Origin of the sequence: Sphingobium sp. LMC3-1-1.1, from assembly GCF_040676285.1 — a bacterium.
Taxonomy (GTDB): domain Bacteria; phylum Pseudomonadota; class Alphaproteobacteria; order Sphingomonadales; family Sphingomonadaceae; genus Sphingobium.
Genome location: NZ_JBEGHQ010000045.1, coordinates 40,540 through 57,369 on the forward strand (window position 1 = coordinate 40,540; position 16,830 = coordinate 57,369).

Genomic DNA, 16,830 nt, shown 5'->3' on the forward strand with positions numbered 1-16,830 from the left:
GCCGGAAGCAGGCGAGAGCCGGACCGGGCATGACCGACGCACATCTCACCAGCCAGCCGCATCGCCTGATGTGGCTGCTCTGGCTCATGCTGTTCGTCGGCCTTCCGGCTTTCGTCGCCATGTGGGAGACGCGCATACCCCTGAACAAGCCGCGGCGGGAAGCGGCCGCAGCGGTGCGGCCCGCGCACGCGCCAAGCCCGCCACCCCTGGTGGCGCCGACGGAAATCTATGCGCTGGGCCGTGATCAGGCGCGGGCGTTCAACGCCACCATCCCCTTTTCCCGCCTTCCCAACCCCGCGGCGCGGCCCTTCCTTTTCTCCGGCTCGCCCATCGATTTCGCCCGCGCCACGGACTGTCTGGCCGCCGCGCAACTCTATGAGGCTGGCGATGATGCCGTGGGCGAGCGTGCCGTCGCGCAGGTCGTGCTGAACCGCGTACGGCATCCCGCCTTTCCCAAGACGGTCTGCGGCGTGGTCTTCCAGGGACAGGAACGCGCTACGGGGTGTCAGTTCACCTTCACCTGCGACGGCGCGCTTGCCCGATCGCCAACGCAGGCGGCCTGGGAAAGGGCGCGGGACATTGCGCGGTCGGCACTGGCGGGCAAGGTGTACAAGCCAGTCGGCTATGCCACCCATTACCACACCGATTGGGTCGTGCCCTATTGGAGCGGCAGTCTGGACAAGATCACGGCGGTAGGCTCGCATCTTTTCTTCCGCTGGCGTGGCTGGTGGGGGACGCCCCCCGCCTTCCGTCGGGCAGGCGAGGACGGCGAACCGCTGGTGCAGCGCATTGCGCGCCTTTCAGCCGCGCATCAGGGGGATCCGGATGCGCCTGCCGGCCCGTCGCCGCTCGTCCTGGCTGGCGGAACTGTGGCCGATCTCGCCGCCCGGCCCCAGCAGATGATCGGGACGGATTCGCTGGGCCGGACAATGGCCGGCGTGCGGCTGATCGCCATCGCGCCGGGGGCCAGGAGCTTCCTGGTCGAGCTGGGACGTGCCACCTCCCCCGACAATTGGCCCGCCATGGCGCAGACCTTCTGCGCCGGACGCCCGGAATGCCGGATCATGGCGTGGCGGATGGGAACCGCGCCGGGCGGCCTGCCCTTGTCGGGCGACCAGATGGAAAGCATGGCCTTCGCCTATATCCACAACAGCGCCACGGGATTGCAGCGCGCGCTCTGGAATTGTCTTCAGACGCCGCGCGGCAAGAAGGATGAATGCATGCTTCAGCGGAACCCGAAGGCGGCGGCTCCACCCCCGCCCGCCACTGCGCCGGAACTGGCGGGCGTGCGCCGGAAGGAGCGGTTTGAAGTGGTGAAGATCACGCCGCCCCCGCCGGCCGTCACGCCTCCTGCCAAGCCCTGAAGCGGGACTGGGTCCTCTCCTATTCCGTTTCGTCGAATATCCCGAGGCGCGGCAGCGCGCCGATGCGGGCGACCAGTTCGGACTGGCGGCTGCAGTCCAGCTTCACATAGATGTTCTTGATCTGCGTCCGCACCGTGTTGAGCGCCACGCCGCGTTCCTGCGACAGTTCCTCCAGTCCCTGCCCGCGGCAGAGCGCCTCGGCCACATCCGCCTCCGCTTTGGTGAGGCCGTAGAGCGCGCGGATGCGGCTGGCGAGGCTCATGTCCCGGTCGGTGGGATCGGTGGCGATGACGACGATCTGCCGTTCCATGCCGACCCGCAGCGCGGCGATCGAGAGCACATAGGGCAGGCCCTGGTCGCGGTGGACGAAGATGGCGCTTGCCTGCCCGCCCTGCCGCGCCGCCGCCGCGCGGAACGCCGTCTGCAGCGCTTCATCGTCGCGCGGATCAAGCGCCTTCAGCTGTCGCTGGCGCAAGCTGAGCGCGTCGCCCCGGCGGAGAAGCAGGTCGGCCAGATGATTGCAGTCGATCAGCGCGCCATTGGGACGAAGGGTAAAGACGGCATGACCCACCATGTCGAGCGTCGCATGCAGGGACCGGCCATAATGGCGCGCGCGGTCCAGCTTGCTGCGGATCGCGAACATGCGGCCGATATGATCGATACTGTCTTGCACCGCACGCAGTTCCGCTTCGCTGAAGGGTTGTTGCGCGCGGCCGCGATGCAGGCCGATATGCCCCGTCGTCCCATCCTTCTGGATCACGCCGCCCAGGCAATGGAAGGTGTCGTCGCCCATTCCCCTGATCCACTCATTGTAGATCCGGCTGGCCTCATAGGTCGGGGCCGGAACAAGAGCCTCGACATTCCAGACGCGATTGACCGTCTCGGCCCGCTCCAGCGCGATACCCCATAGGTCGTCGCCCTGGAACTCTTCGTCATAAAGCGCCATCTGCGCTTCGGAAAAATAGCCGGAATAGGAAATTTCGGCGATATGCTGGGGGGTGCGTCCCCAATGCAGGACGCCCGAACGGGCACCGAGCGCATCGGCCAGCGTCAAAGCCAGCCGGCCGAACGCCGCATCATCGATCGCAGCGTCGTAGATATCCTCCGTGCGGATCACAGCCCTGCCCCAAAATTTACCAATTTCCCCCTCGACGCGGAATATACGCAACTCTGCTTTGCCGCATTGCACAGATCAGACATTCGGCCATTCAAATCGCTGAAAAATCAGATAATGCTGCCGCCGTGCCGCGCAATCCGCCCCCCCTCCCCGGCCGTTCAAAATACGGCGGCTGGCTTCCGGTCTTCGCATTGGCGGCCATCACCTTGCTGGTGCAAGGCTGCACACTGATGTCGCTGGGCGTGCTCCTGCCCGGCATGGCAGCCGATTTCGGAAGCGTCGGCGGCGGCATCACCCTGTTCCTGCTGGCGATGAGCCTTGCCAGCCTGGCGGCCGGTTGGGCCCTGGAAAGGCTGGGCATCCGGCCGTTGCTGCTGACCGGCATCCTGTTCAGCGCATCCGGTTTCGCGCTGGCGGCCATGGCGCAACAGCGGCCTGCCCTGATGGCCGGCATGGCGTTGTCGGGCCTTGGCGTCGGTGCATCGACCATCGTGCCGGGCATCGCCGTCATCACCCGGCATCATGCGCGACGGCGCGGCCTGGCCCTCGCGGTCTTCCTGGGCGCCGCCGTCATCGCGGGCGCGATCGTGCCGCCATTCGTCGGTGCCGCCATGGCGCATTGGGACTGGCGCATCGCCATGCTGCTATGCGTCGGGACGATCCTGCTGGCCTGCCCGCTGCTGGTCCTGCTCGTCCCGGGCCAGCGGACGGACGCGGAGGGCAAACCGGCGGATAGGAACCCGATCCGCCCCGCCCTGCTGAACGCGAACTTCCTCCGGCTGCTGCTGGCGCTGACCCTGTTGCAGCTTGCCATCAACGGAGTGCTGTTCGCGGCGGTGGACAGGCTGATGGAACAGGGCTTCGGCCAGTCCAGTGCCGTGCTGGCCTATAGCAGCGCCAATCTGCTCGGCCTGCCGGCGCTGCTGACGGGTGGCATGCTGGCGGACCGGCTTGGCGCACGGCGGAGCCTGCTCGCAACGGCGCTGCTGCTGGCGATGGGAACCGCGACACTGCTGGGCGCCGGCATGAGGGACGGGGCGGGCGTCTGGCTGTTCGTCCTGCTCTGGGGGGTCGGGAGCGCGCTGCCGGGCCAGTCGGGATCGATGCTGCTGGCCGAATTGACAGAAGCCGAAGCGTTCCCGCGACTGCTTGGCCTCAACACCGCGGTCGTCAGCCTGCTGGGCGCGCTCGCGCCGCTCTGGACGGACCAGATGCGCGCGGCGGGCGGCGGCTATGCCCTGCCCATAACGGTTTACGCCGCGCTGGCGCTGGCGGCGGCGCCTCTGATCGCATCGGTGCGCCCATCAAAGGCCGATGCTGGCTGACAGGCCAAGGGTGCGCGGCCGTTGCGCCATTTCGCGCAGCGGTGATCCGGTCACCGGCACCAGATCCGCATTGCGATAGAGCGGCGTCCTGCTGTCGAGCAGATTGTCGGCAAAAACCGACAATTGCCAGCCGTCGCGGCCCAGCCCGACGCGCAGGAACAGAAGGTCGCTTGCCTCGCCGGCATAGACCCGCGGATCATAGGCGATCGACCGGGTCGAGGGCGCGCGGCGGATGCGCCCCGCATGCCGCCATTCGGTCCGGACGAATCCTTCCAGACGCCCCGGCAGGGTCAGGCCATATTCCGCCGCCATTGTCGCGGACCAGCGCGGCACATAGGGAATGCGGTCCCCCACGGCGACGATCGCCGCGCCGGGAAGGCCGACATTGCGGCGGAAGCGCGCATCGACGAAGCCAAGGGAGAAATCCAGCGCCAGCCGCCGCAACGGCTCGGCCTGCAGGGCGAGCTCAACGCCGCGGTTCCGTGCCGCGCCCAGATTATCGACATAGGAAAAGCCGCAATGGGGCAAGGTAACGGACTGCTGTATCCGTCGCCAGTCGATCCGAAAGGCCGCCAGCGACAGGCGAAGCCGCTGATCGGCCAAGCCGGCCTTCACCCCCAGCTCATAGCTCCAGAGCGCATCCGAGCCATAGCTGTCCGGCGCGGCGGCACGGCCCAGAGCCGAAAGATCGGCGGCGCAACTGGTCGCCGGCACCGTTCCATTGGTCCCTCCGGCGCGAAAGCCCTTGCCCGCGCTCAGATAGATCAGGCTGTCTTTCCCCGGCCGCCAAGACAGGCTGGCATAGGGGATGAGGGGCGTGTCGCTTTGACGCCTTGGCCCGGTGACGTTGCGGCCGCCGGCAAAAGGCCCTTCCGACATCAGGCGAAAGCGCAATGGATCATGCGACAGACGCAGGCCGCCCGTCGCCTCCCAGCCGGGCGCGAATGTCCAGTTCGCCTGCGCGAAAGCCGCCAGCGTACGCTCACCGATCTGCTGGCGGCTATGATAGCTCTGTCCGCCGGGAAGAAGCGGCAGGCCGAAAATCTCCTCGACCGACAGGCCGAGCTGCGATTGCGCCAGATCGACGATCCCCGGTTCCACGACACGCTGTTCCATGACGATCCGCGACCGGCTGTAGAAACCGCCGATGAGCCAGCGAAGGGGCGCCTGCGGGTCAGCCGAAGCCATGCGCAGCTCCTGCGTGAAAACGGACTGGTCGACGGTCGTCCGGCTATAGCTGCCGCCCGGCGTGCGGATGCCGGGTATCATGCCGCCCAGGACGATCTCCCCGAAATATCCGGAATAGTCGACGATCTGGCGGTTGCGGCGATCCAGCCATGCGGTGACGCTGGTGAGCGTGGCGCCGTCCAGTTCCAGCCGCGCTGTCAGGCTGGGCAACAGGAAGCGGTCGCGACCCGGCTGACGCAGGCTGGCGGACTGACGGAAGGGGCCAAGGCCGCTTTCGTAAAAGGGCAGGTCGCCTCTTGCCGTCCGCTGGTAGAATAATGACGGCGTCAGCTCCAGCCGCTCGCCAAGAGCCATCTTGGCGGCAAAACGCAGGGCCATCGCCGCGTCATGATCGACATTCTTCTCGATCAGCGCGCCCGACGCGGGATCGAACCGATCGACGACACCCGCATCGCGGCGATAATAAGCGCTGACGCGCGCGCCGATCCGGCCAGGCAACAGGGCGCCGCCCAGCGCCGCCTGCGCCTCCCGGTTCAGCCCCCCTCCGGCGACGGACGCAAGTTCGCCGCTGGCGCGCAGTTCCCAACCCTCCAGCCGGGGTTGCCGGGTCAGGGCGCGGATCGTGCCGCCCATGGAATCGGCCCCGAACAGCGTGCCCTGCGGACCACGCATCACCTCCACCCGATCGAGGTCGAAGCGGCGCAGGTCGGGATTGCCCGCCACCTCCAGCGACCGGATCTGGACCGGGACATCATCCACATAGAGGCCGACCGTCGCGGCCCCGATGGGAGAGAAGACGCCGCGCATGATCGGCTCCTGCGCACCGAACGCGCCCAATGTCGGCGTGCTGAGCTGAGGCACGACGCCGCTCAGATCCGCCAGCCGGGCAATGCCGCGCCGTTCCAGTTCGACCGCATCAAGGCGAACGAGGCTGATCGGAACGCTTTGCTCCGCCTCGGCCACGCGGCGTGCGGTGACCAGGACCGTCCTTGAGTCAGCCACATGCCGCCCGGCTTCTTCCTCCTGCGCCATGACAGGTGCCGCCATGGCCAGCGCGAACGGGCAGCACATATGCACGAACAGGCGCGCCAGGAATGGAAGGGGTTGAAAGCGGGCGGGAATCACCCGATCTCTCTACAGCAACGACCTGATGCGGCAACCAGTCGGAATCAGGCGCTTACCCCCTTCACAAAGGACGGTGCCGGTCCTATATGGGCTGTTCAAATCCGGCCCCTGCAACGCCTTCGGGTGAAGTTGGGACCGTCCCCCGGATCGCCCGGGGACTGGTTTCGTTTTTAGCGCACGGAACCGGCGGGATTGGGCGAAAACGGCGGGTCACAAGACGCTGACAGTGCGGATCGGACAGTCCCGGCCCGCACTTTTTTGCGTGGCGATGAAGGGGCGAATCACCCCGGAAATCGACAGGCCAGGCTGAATTTTCGCTGCGATGCGAAAAAATGCGACGAACAACCAGGCAGGATACGCAATGGCGACCAAAGCTCTCCCCACGATCAGCAATACCGGCGCGAAGAAGCGCATCAGAAAGGTATTCGGCGACATCCACGAAGTGGTGCAGATGCCCAACCTGATCGAAGTCCAGCGGGAGAGCTATGAGCAGTTCCTCCGTTCCGACCCCTCGATCGGCTATGTCTCCGGCCTGGAAAAGACCCTGCGCTCGGTCTTCCCGATCCGCGACTTCGCCGGCACCGCCGAAATGGATTTCGTCCATTACGAGCTGGAAGACCCGAAATATGACGTCGAGGAATGCCGCCAGCGCGGCATCACCTATGCGGCGCCGATGCGCGTCACGCTGCGCCTCATCGTGTTCGAGGTGGACGCCGACACCGAAACCCGCTCCGTCCTGGATATCAAGGAGCAGGATGTGTACATGGGCGACATGCCGCTCATGACGCAGAACGGCACCTTCATCGTCAACGGCACCGAACGCGTCATCGTGTCGCAGATGCACCGTTCGCCGGGCGTTCTGTTCGACCATGACCGGGGCAAGACCCACTCTTCGGGCAAATATCTGTTCGCCGCCCGCGTCATTCCCTATCGCGGTTCGTGGCTCGACTTCGAATTCGACGCCAAGGACATCGTCAACGTCCGCATCGACCGCAAGCGCAAGCTGCCGGTGACGGCGCTGCTCTATGCGCTGGGCCTGACGCCCGAGGACATGCTGGGCTATTTCTACAACAAGGTGACCTTCGTCCGCGGCGAAGGCGGCTGGCAGATCCCGTTCACCGCCGAGGCGTGGCGCGGCCAGAAGCCGGCCTTCGACATCGTCGATGCCAAGTCGGGCGAGGTCGTGTTCGCCGCCGGTCACAAGATTTCGCCCCGCGCCGCCAACAAGGCGGAGAAGGACGGCCTGGAAACGCTGCTGATCCCGACCGAGGAAGTCTATGGCCGCTACAGCGCCTATGACCTGATCAACGAGTCGACCGGTGAAATCTACATCGAGGCGGGCGACGAAGTGTCGCCGGAGAATCTCGAGAAGCTGGACAAGGCGGGCATCGACCGTCTCGAACTGCTCGACATCGACCATGTCACCACCGGCCCCTGGATTCGCAACACGCTGAAGGCCGACAAGGCCGAGGAACGCGATCAGGCGCTGGCCGACATCTACCGCGTGATGCGCCCTGGCGAACCGCCGACGAAGGAAACCGCCGAAGCCCTCTTCGCCGGCCTGTTCTTCGATCCGGAGCGCTATGACCTCTCGGCCGTGGGCCGCGTGAAGCTCAACATGCGCCTCGACCTCGACGCCGAGGATACCGTCACCACGCTCCGCACCGAGGATATCCTCGCCGTGGTCAAGGAACTGGTGAACCTGAAGGACGGCAAGGGCGAGATCGACGATATCGACAATCTCGGCAACCGCCGCGTGCGTTCGGTGGGCGAGCTGCTGGAAAACCAGTATCGCGTCGGCCTGCTGCGCATGGAACGCGCCGTCAAGGAGCGCATGTCGAGCGTCGACGTGTCGACGGTGATGCCGAACGACCTCATCAACGCGAAGCCCGCCGTGGCCGCGGTGCGCGAGTTCTTCGGTTCCTCGCAGCTTTCGCAGTTCATGGACCAGACCAACCCGCTGTCGGAAGTCACCCACAAGCGCCGCGTGTCGGCGCTTGGGCCGGGCGGTCTGACCCGCGAGCGCGCCGGCTTCGAAGTCCGCGACGTTCACCCGACCCATTATGGCCGTATCTGCCCGATCGAAACGCCCGAAGGCCCGAACATCGGCCTGATCAACTCGCTGGCCACGTTCAGCCGGGTAAACAAATATGGCTTCATCGAAACGCCCTACCGCAAGGTGATCGACGGCAAGGTGACGAACGACGTCGTCTATCTGTCGGCGATGGAGGAGGCCAAGCACACCATCGCGCAGGCGAACGCCGAACTGAACCCCGACGGCACGCTGGCCGAAGACCTGATCTCGGCGCGTGAAGCGGGCGAGTTCCTGATGGCGCCCAAGGACCACATCACCCTGATGGACGTCAGCCCCAAGCAGCTGGTGTCGGTTGCGGCCTCGCTCATTCCGTTCCTGGAAAACGATGACGCCAACCGCGCGCTCATGGGATCGAACATGCAGCGTCAGGCCGTGCCGCTGGTCCGGGCCGAGGCGCCGTTCGTCGGCACCGGCATGGAAGGCACGGTTGCGCGGGACTCCGGTGCCGCGATTGCCGCTCGCCGTGCGGGCATCATCGACCAGGTCGACGCGACCCGTATCGTGATCCGCGCCACCGGCGACATCGAACCCGGCCAGTCGGGCGTGGACATCTACACGCTGCAGAAGTTCCAGCGCTCCAACCAGGACACCTGCATCAACCAGCGTCCGCTGGTGAAGGTGGGCGACCTGATCGAGGCCGGCGACGTCATCGCCGACGGTCCGTCGACCGAGTTTGGCGAGCTGGCGCTGGGCCGCAACACGCTGGTCGCGTTCATGCCCTGGAACGGCTACAACTATGAAGACTCCATCCTGATCTCCGAGCGGATCGTGAAGGACGACGTCTTCACCTCGATCCATATCGAGGAGTTCGAGGTCATGGCCCGCGACACCAAGCTGGGTCCGGAAGACATCACCCGCGACATCCCGAACGTCGGCGAGGAAGCGCTGCGCAACCTCGACGAGGCGGGCATCGTCTATATCGGCGCCGAGGTGGAGCCGGGCGATATCCTGGTCGGTAAGATCACCCCCAAGGGTGAATCGCCGATGACCCCGGAAGAAAAGCTGCTCCGCGCGATCTTCGGTGAAAAGGCGAGCGACGTGCGCGACACCTCGCTGCGCCTGCCGCCGGGCGTTGCTGGCACCGTCGTCGAAGTCCGCGTCTTCAACCGCCACGGTATCGACAAGGACGAGCGCGCCATGGCGATCGAGCGGGAGGAAATCGACCGCCTCGCCAAGGACCGCGAGGACGAACGCGCCATCCTCAACCGCGCGACCTTCAACCGCCTGCAGGAAATGCTGCTGGGCCAGACGGCCACCGCCGCACCCAAGGGCGTGCGCAAGGGCATCGAGATCGACGAGGCCCTGCTGGGCGAAGTCGAGCGTCATGAATGGTGGAAGTTCGCGGTCGCTGACGATACCCGCCAGGCCGGCATCGAAGCCGTCAAGGCGCAGTATGACGAAGCGGTGAAGCTGATCGTCGAGAAGTTCGAGGATCGCGTCGACAAGCTGCAGCGTGGCGACGAACTGCCCCCGGGCGTCCTGAAGATGGTCAAGGTCTTCGTCGCGGTGAAGCGCAAGCTGCAGCCGGGCGACAAGATGGCCGGCCGTCACGGCAACAAGGGCGTCATCTCGCGCATCCTGCCGATCGAGGACATGCCGTTCCTGGAGGACGGCACCCATGTCGACATCGTGCTCAATCCGCTGGGCGTGCCGTCGCGCATGAACGTGGGGCAGATCTTCGAGACGCATCTCGGCTGGGCTGCCCGCGGCCTTGGCCAGCAGCTCAAGCATGCGCTGGAGGACTGGCGTGAAGCCAATCCGAACGCGCAGGGCGGCGAGATGCCGGATGCGGTCAAGACCCGTCTGCTTGAGACCTATGGTCCGCAATATGCCGACCAGATCGAAGGCCGCACGGCCGAGCAGATCGTCGATCTTGCCGAACATCTTGCCCGCGGCGTGCCGATGGCGACCCCGGTGTTCGACGGCGCCCGCGAAGCGGACGTGTCGGCGATGCTGGAGCTGGCCGGCCTGCACTCGTCGGGTCAGTCGGACCTGTTCGACGGGCGCACGGGCGACAAGTTCGACCGCAAGGTCACTGTCGGCATCATCTACATGCTGAAGCTGCACCACCTGGTCGACGACAAGATCCACGCACGCTCCATCGGCCCCTACAGCCTCGTCACCCAGCAGCCGCTGGGCGGTAAGGCGCAGTTCGGCGGCCAGCGCTTCGGTGAAATGGAGGTGTGGGCGCTCCAGGCCTATGGTGCCGCCTACACGCTGCAGGAAATGCTGACGGTGAAGTCGGACGACGTGGTCGGCCGTACGAAGGTCTACGAGGCGATCGTCAAGGGCGACGACACGTTCGAGGCCGGCATCCCCGAAAGCTTCAACGTGCTGGTCAAGGAAATGCGCTCGCTGGGCCTCAACGTCGAACTCGCCGCGATGGACGAGGTCGAGGAAGACGGCGACGGCTTCGCGCAGGCGGCGGAATAAGGGTGCCAGGCGCCGTCTCCCGAAGACAGTGCCCTCCCCTGTCCTCGCCACAGAATTTTACCCTCTAGAGGGACTTGAGATATGAACGAACTGACGAACTTCGCCAATCCGATCCAGAAGCCGGAAACCTTCGACCAGATCCAGATCGGCCTCGCCTCCCCGGAGCGCATCCGCAGCTGGTCCTTCGGCGAGATCAAGAAGCCGGAAACCATCAACTATCGTACGTTCAAGCCCGAACGTGACGGCCTGTTCTGCGCCCGCATCTTCGGTCCGATCAAGGACTATGAGTGCCTGTGCGGCAAGTACAAGCGCATGAAGTACAAGGGCATCGTGTGCGAAAAGTGCGGTGTCGAGGTCACGGTGTCGAAGGTCCGCCGCGAGCGGATGGGCCATATCGAACTGGCCGCGCCGGTCGCGCACATCTGGTTCCTGAAGTCGCTGCCCTCGCGCATCGGCCTGCTGCTCGACATGCAGTTGAAGCAGCTTGAGCGCGTCCTCTATTTCGAATCCTACATCGTCACCGAGCCGGGCCTGACCCCGCTGGAGAAGTTCCAGCTCCTGACCGAAGACGAGCTGCTCGACGCGCAGGACGAATATGGCGAGGACGCCTTCTCCGCCGGCATCGGCGCGGAAGCGGTCAAGCAGATGCTGATGGACCTCGACCTTGAGGGCGAGAAGCAGGCACTGCTGGACGAGCTGGCCGTCACCAAGTCGGAACTGAAGCCCAAGAAGATCATCAAGCGCCTGAAGGTGGTTGAGAGCTTCCTGGAATCGGGCAACCGTCCCGAATGGATGATCCTGGACGTCGTGCCGGTCATCCCGCCGGAACTGCGCCCGCTGGTGCCGCTGGACGGCGGCCGTTTCGCGACGTCGGACTTGAACGACCTCTACCGTCGCGTCATCAACCGCAACAACCGCCTGAAGCGCCTGATGGAACTGCGTGCGCCGGACATCATCGTCCGCAACGAAAAGCGCATGTTGCAGGAGGCCGTCGACGCCCTGTTCGACAATGGCCGTCGCGGCCGCGTCATCACCGGCGCGAACAAGCGTCCGCTGAAGTCGCTGTCCGACATGCTCAAGGGCAAGCAGGGCCGCTTCCGTCAGAACCTGCTCGGCAAGCGCGTCGACTATTCGGGCCGTTCGGTCATCGTGACCGGTCCGGAACTCAAGCTGCATCAGTGCGGCCTGCCGAAGAAGATGGCGCTCGAACTGTTCAAGCCCTTCATCTACGCCCGCCTCGACGCCAAGGGTCTGTCCATGACCCTGAAGCAGGCCAAGAAGTGGGTCGAGAAGGAGCGCAAGGAAGTCTGGGACATCCTGGACGAGGTGATCCGCGAGCACCCGGTGATGCTGAACCGCGCGCCGACGCTCCACCGCCTCGGCATCCAGGCGTTCGAACCCGTGCTGATCGAGGGCAAGGCGATCCAGCTTCACCCGCTCGTCTGCTCGGCCTTCAACGCCGACTTCGACGGTGACCAGATGGCCGTCCACGTGCCGCTGAGCCTTGAGGCGCAGCTGGAAGCGCGCGTGCTGATGATGTCGACCAACAACATCCTCAGCCCCGCCAACGGCAAGCCGATCATCGTGCCGTCGCAGGACATGGTCCTGGGTATCTATTACCTGTCCATGGAGCGCGAAGGCGAGCCGGGCGAAGGTATGCTGCTGGCCGACATGCAGGAGGTCCACCAGGCCCTCTATGCCAAGGCGGTCACCCTGCACTCGAAGATCATCAGCCGCGTCCCGCAGACCGACGAAGCCGGCAACCAGTATATGAAGCGGTTCGAAACGACGCCGGGCCGCATGCTGCTGGGCGAATGCCTGCCCAAGAGCCACAAGGTGCCCTTCGACGTGGTCAACCGCCTTCTCACCAAGAAGGAAATCGGTGACGTCATCGACCAGGTCTATCGTCACACTGGCCAGAAGGACACGGTGCTGTTCGCCGACGCCATCATGGCGCTGGGCTTCCGACACGCGTTCCAGGCCGGCATCAGCTTCGGCAAGGACGACATGGTGATCCCGGATTCGAAGACTGCAATGGTTGACGAAACCAAGGCGCTGGTGGCCGATTATGAGCAGCAATATCAGGACGGCCTGATCACCCAGCAGGAAAAGTACAACAAGGTGATCGACGCCTGGAGCCGTTGCGGCGACCAGGTTGCGAACGCCATGATGGACGAGATCCGCGCCCAGCCCAAGGATCCGCAAACCGGCCGCATGGCACCGATCAACTCCATCTACATGATGGCGCATTCGGGTGCCCGTGGTTCGCAGGCGCAGATGAAGCAGCTTGCCGGCATGCGCGGCCTGATGGCCAAGCCGTCGGGCGAGATCATCGAAACGCCGATCATCTCGAACTTCAAGGAAGGCCTGACCGTCCTTGAATATTTCAACTCGACCCACGGCGCCCGCAAGGGTCTGGCCGACACCGCGCTCAAGACGGCGAACTCGGGTTATCTGACCCGCCGTCTGGTCGACGTGTCGCAGGACTGCACGATCGTCGAGGAAGATTGCGGCACCGAAAAGGCGCTGGAGATGAAGGCCATCGTTCAGGGTGGTTCGGTCATCGCCTCGCTCGGCGAGCGTATCCTGGGCCGCACCACGGCGCAGGACATTGTCGACACCAAAGATGGCAGCATCGTCATCCCCATCGGCACCCTGCTCGACGAAGCGATGATCACCCAGATCGAAGCGATCGGCACGCAGGCCGTGAAGATCCGCAGCCCGCTGATCTGCGAAAGCCGGATGGGCGTGTGCGGCAAGTGCTACGGCCGTGACCTCGCCCGTGGTACGCCGGTCAATATCGGTGAAGCGGTCGGCGTCATCGCGGCGCAGTCCATCGGTGAACCGGGCACGCAGCTGACCATGCGTACCTTCCACATCGGCGGCGCGGCGAACTTCAATGAAACGTCGAACCTTGAATCGATGGCCGACGGTACGATCGAACTGCGGGACATGCCGACCATCACCGACAAGAATGGCCGTCGCCTGTCGCTTGCCCGCAACGGCGAGATCGCGATCATCGACTCCGAAGGCCGCGAGCGCGAAACGCACCGCCTGCCTTACGGCGCCACCATCCTGTTTGCGGATGGCGATACCGTGAAGAAGGGCGAACGCTTTGCCGAGTGGGATCCGTTCACCATGCCGGTGATCACGGAAAAGCCGGGCATCGTTAAGTATGTCGACCTGATCGACAACAAGACGCTGACCGAGCAGACCGACGAAGCGACCGGCATTGCCCAGCGCGTCGTCATCGAGCATCGTGGTTCCGCCCGCACCAAGGAGGATCTGCGTCCCCGCCTCACCCTGCTCGACGATCAGTCGGGCGAAGCCGCGCGCTACATGCTCGCGGTCGGCGCAACCCTGTCGGTCGATGACGGCGCTCAGGTGCAGGCCGGTGACGTGCTGGCGCGTGTCTCTCGCGAAGCTGCGAAGACCCGCGACATCACCGGTGGTCTGCCGCGCGTCGCCGAACTGTTCGAAGCCCGCAAGCCCAAGGACAATGCGATCATTGCCAAGGTGTCGGGCCGCGTTCAGTTCCTCAAGGATTACAAGGCGAAGCGCAAGATCGCCATCAATCCCGAGGATGGCGGCGAGCCGGTCGAATATCTGATCCCCAAGAGCAAGGTGATCGACGTTCAGGAAGGCGACTTCGTGAAGCGCGGCGACAATCTGATCGGCGGTTCGCCCGATCCGCACGACATTCTGGAAGTTCTCGGCATCGAGCCGCTGGCCGAATATCTGGTCGCGGAAATCCAGGAAGTCTATCGCTTGCAGGGCGTGAAGATCAACGACAAGCACATCGAAACGATCGTTCGTCAGATGCTGCAGAAGGTCGAGATCATCGAGTCCGGCGACACCACGCTGCTGGTGGGCGAGCAGATCGACCGCGAGGAAATGGACGAGATCAACGCCAAGCTCCAGCCGGGCTTCGCGCCCGCCGCTGGCAAGCCGGTGCTGCTCGGCATCACCAAGGCCTCGCTCCAGACGCGTTCGTTCATCTCGGCGGCTTCCTTCCAGGAAACCACCCGCGTCCTCACGGAAGCGGCGGTCCAGGGCAAGAAGGACACGCTGGTGGGCCTCAAGGAAAACGTCATCGTCGGCCGCCTCATCCCGGCGGGTACGGGCGCTGGCATGAACCGCATGCGCGTCGCCGCATCGTCGCGCGACGCGGCAATGCGCGCCGCGCTGCGGGCTTCCAGCCAGGTCGACCTGATCGCACCGAAGACGGCCGCCGAAGAGCATGCCGCCGAACTGCGCCAGGGCCCGGAAGCCGCCATCGGCGACGATCCGCTGGCTGTCGTCCAGGGTGAGGATTTCACCACCGAGGACATGGAATAAGCGCGTTGAAATAGGGGCCCGCTTCCTGGTTCAGGTAGCGGGCCCCGTCCTTCCTAACCCGTCAGGGATTGATGAAGAGCCCGCCGGAAGCGACAGCCTGTCCGGCGGGTTTTCTTTTGCACATGCCGCATTGCAGGCTGTGCAATTGTCCGGGATGCCGGTCGCAAATCCTCTTGACCAATCCAGAATCGCCGCCTATTTGCGCCTCTCCGGTGAGCCGATGGCTCATCCTGATGCCCGATCCTCTAATGGTAAGAGAGCGGACTCTGACTCCGTCAATCAAGGTTCGAATCCTTGTCGGGCATCCAGACTTTCCTCCAAATCCTCGACTGACCGCAAAAGGTGCCCGGCTTTGGCCTCAAAGGACGCCCGAGCCGGTCAATGCCTTTTCAGGAACCGGCATTCCCTGGCCAGGCGGCGTCCCACGTCCCATGAGGATCTGTAGACCGCCATGCCCTTGCGGACCTGTTCGCAGGACATGTTGAGTCCTCCGGCATAGACGATGGCGATCGTGCGCCCATAGGCGTCGCGCGCGACAGGGACGATGGTGATGGGATCGCGCAATGCGCGCTTCAGGCTTTCCCTGCTTTGCCGGGAATTATCCTGCGGGCACGCTTTCCGCTTGCGACATCGGTTGATGATGTCGGGAGCCTCAATGGCAAGGAGCCTGATCGGTTCGCCGTTGACGCGCAGCGTGCCGCCATCCACCACCGTCAGGGCTGAGGCAAAGAACAGAGCAGCAATCATCGGCCAAACCACGCGCCGTCAGCGGCAATGCCCGGCTTACCGCTCATGCTCTCCCCGCTGCGGCTGCCAATAACAGGGCGATCCTGCTTCTGAAATCATCCGCCCGCCACATTTCGGTCAACAATCCCAAGCCCGAACCATCTCCCTGCTTATACTCGATATTCCATTCTATTTTATCATTTTAAATGAATATGTTCCGTTCCGATACAGAATATCGGAATTTCCGGTCGCGGACCATTCATGGTGGTACGGAATTTGCGCCAGGGAGCGGCATCGACGGCAGGCATTTAGCCCACAGCGAATCTGGATTCCAGGTGCACGGAGGAAACTGGAAGAGCGAAGAAGCATGTCTGCGGGCCGGCCGAACCACGCCACACCCAACCGCTCTTCCAGTCCGCGTCTTGCCACGCCATCCGGGGGAAAGGGCGGCGTTCAGCGCGACGCAATCAGGACGGGTCGGTCGCCGCCCGCCTGCGCCATCATCCGGGCGTGGTGATCGGTGCGGAGCCGGTTCAACATATCATCGCGTTGCCACATATCGTTGGCGACGATGATCCATGCTTCAAACCGCGAATTCCCTGCAATCTGCGGCGGCAAGGGCGTCAGCCGCCCCATCGCCCTGACGGCGCGCAGCGACAGGCGATCGACGGCCCGCGACGACGAAGGCTGCGCAAGCGAGACGGCTTGCGGCCGCCCCAGTTCATCCAGGCGGAACTCGACCCGGGCATAGCCAGTCGCGGAACGATCGAAACTCTGATCGGCGGCGCGGCGAATGCTGCCGGTCAGGCGGTTTGCGGTTCGGTCCTGCCATTTTTCATAGCTCATCTCCTTTTCCGGGGACGCAATGACGGTAAGTTGATCGCCCGGCTGCCTGGCACTCACCCCTGTCGACAGCAGCAAGGACGAGCAAAGGACCAAATATCTGGCACGCATAGGGGCCTCCTCTGCTGGTATAATGCTATGTTGGATTGCGACTGCGGTCGTATCTGATGACCGAAAGATGCGTGAAGCTATATATTACAAAATACGCAATTTGTGTAATGAAGATAAATCTTCATTCTCATCAGCATAGGAAATATTTCAACATTGGCCTTCATC

8 protein-coding genes and 1 tRNA gene are annotated in these 16,830 nt (G+C 64.3%); 5 read left to right on the forward strand and 4 right to left on the reverse strand.

The window, feature by feature from the left end:
* Positions 1-29 precede the first annotated feature (29 nt).
* Positions 30-1,364: a cell wall hydrolase gene (locus MRBLMC3_RS17720; protein WP_363830930.1), complete on the forward strand. Its 1,335-nt coding sequence runs from the start codon at positions 30-32 to the stop codon at positions 1,362-1,364.
* 19 nt (positions 1,365-1,383) lie between these two features.
* On the opposite strand, the gene MRBLMC3_RS17725 is transcribed toward MRBLMC3_RS17720, so the two are convergent.
* Positions 1,384-2,481 carry a helix-turn-helix transcriptional regulator gene (locus MRBLMC3_RS17725; protein ID WP_363753174.1) on the reverse strand — a complete coding sequence of 366 codons (1,098 nt, stop codon included), beginning with the start codon at positions 2,479-2,481 and terminating at the stop codon, positions 1,384-1,386.
* A gap of 125 nt (positions 2,482-2,606) precedes the next feature.
* Here MRBLMC3_RS17725 and MRBLMC3_RS17730 point away from each other — a divergent pair, with 125 nt between their 5' ends.
* Positions 2,607-3,806 carry an MFS transporter gene (locus tag MRBLMC3_RS17730; RefSeq protein WP_363830933.1) on the forward strand — a complete coding sequence of 400 codons (1,200 nt, stop codon included), beginning with the start codon at positions 2,607-2,609 and terminating at the stop codon, positions 3,804-3,806.
* On the opposite strand, the gene MRBLMC3_RS17735 is transcribed toward MRBLMC3_RS17730, so the two are convergent.
* On the reverse strand, positions 3,786-6,119 hold the full coding sequence (locus tag MRBLMC3_RS17735) for a TonB-dependent receptor (RefSeq protein WP_363830936.1): 2,334 nt from the start codon (positions 6,117-6,119) through the stop codon (positions 3,786-3,788). The genes MRBLMC3_RS17730 and MRBLMC3_RS17735 overlap by 21 nt on opposite strands.
* Positions 6,120-6,480: 361 nt before the next feature.
* On the opposite strand from MRBLMC3_RS17735, the gene rpoB reads away from it, so the two are divergent.
* The 3 genes from rpoB to MRBLMC3_RS17750 all read left to right on the forward strand — a co-directional run bounded on the left by rpoB (position 6,481) and on the right by MRBLMC3_RS17750 (position 15,293).
* Positions 6,481-10,647: a DNA-directed RNA polymerase subunit beta gene (rpoB, locus tag MRBLMC3_RS17740; protein ID WP_363739449.1), complete on the forward strand. Its 4,167-nt coding sequence runs from the start codon at positions 6,481-6,483 to the stop codon at positions 10,645-10,647.
* Between the two features lie 81 nt (positions 10,648-10,728).
* Complete coding sequence (gene rpoC / locus MRBLMC3_RS17745) at positions 10,729-14,985, forward strand: DNA-directed RNA polymerase subunit beta' (protein WP_363739447.1); 4,257 nt, start codon at positions 10,729-10,731, stop codon at positions 14,983-14,985.
* A 234-nt stretch (positions 14,986-15,219) separates the two neighbouring features.
* A tRNA-Gln gene (locus tag MRBLMC3_RS17750) sits at positions 15,220-15,293 on the forward strand.
* A 70-nt stretch (positions 15,294-15,363) separates the two neighbouring features.
* Here the strand turns inward: MRBLMC3_RS17750 and MRBLMC3_RS17755 are convergent.
* Complete coding sequence (locus MRBLMC3_RS17755; protein WP_133653376.1) at positions 15,364-15,732, reverse strand: thermonuclease family protein; 369 nt, start codon at positions 15,730-15,732, stop codon at positions 15,364-15,366.
* 432 nt (positions 15,733-16,164) lie between these two features.
* Positions 16,165-16,665, reverse strand: a complete 501-nt coding sequence (locus tag MRBLMC3_RS17760; protein ID WP_363739445.1) for an energy transducer TonB family protein — start codon at positions 16,663-16,665, stop codon at positions 16,165-16,167.
* Positions 16,666-16,830: the final 165 nt, after the last annotated feature.

What these genes read in the sequence shown, in the direction of transcription:
- rpoB (WP_363739449.1), top strand. Translation starts at nt 6,481, where the DNA reads ATGGCGACCAAAGCTCTCCCCACGATCAGCAATACCGGCGCGAAGAAG.
- MRBLMC3_RS17720 (WP_363830930.1), top strand. Translation starts at nt 30, where the DNA reads ATGACCGACGCACATCTCACCAGCCAGCCGCATCGCCTGATGTGGCTG.
- MRBLMC3_RS17755 (WP_133653376.1), bottom strand. Translation starts at nt 15,732, where the DNA reads ATGATTGCTGCTCTGTTCTTTGCCTCAGCCCTGACGGTGGTGGATGGC.
- rpoC (WP_363739447.1), top strand. Translation starts at nt 10,729, where the DNA reads ATGAACGAACTGACGAACTTCGCCAATCCGATCCAGAAGCCGGAAACC.
- MRBLMC3_RS17760 (WP_363739445.1), bottom strand. Translation starts at nt 16,665, where the DNA reads ATGCGTGCCAGATATTTGGTCCTTTGCTCGTCCTTGCTGCTGTCGACA.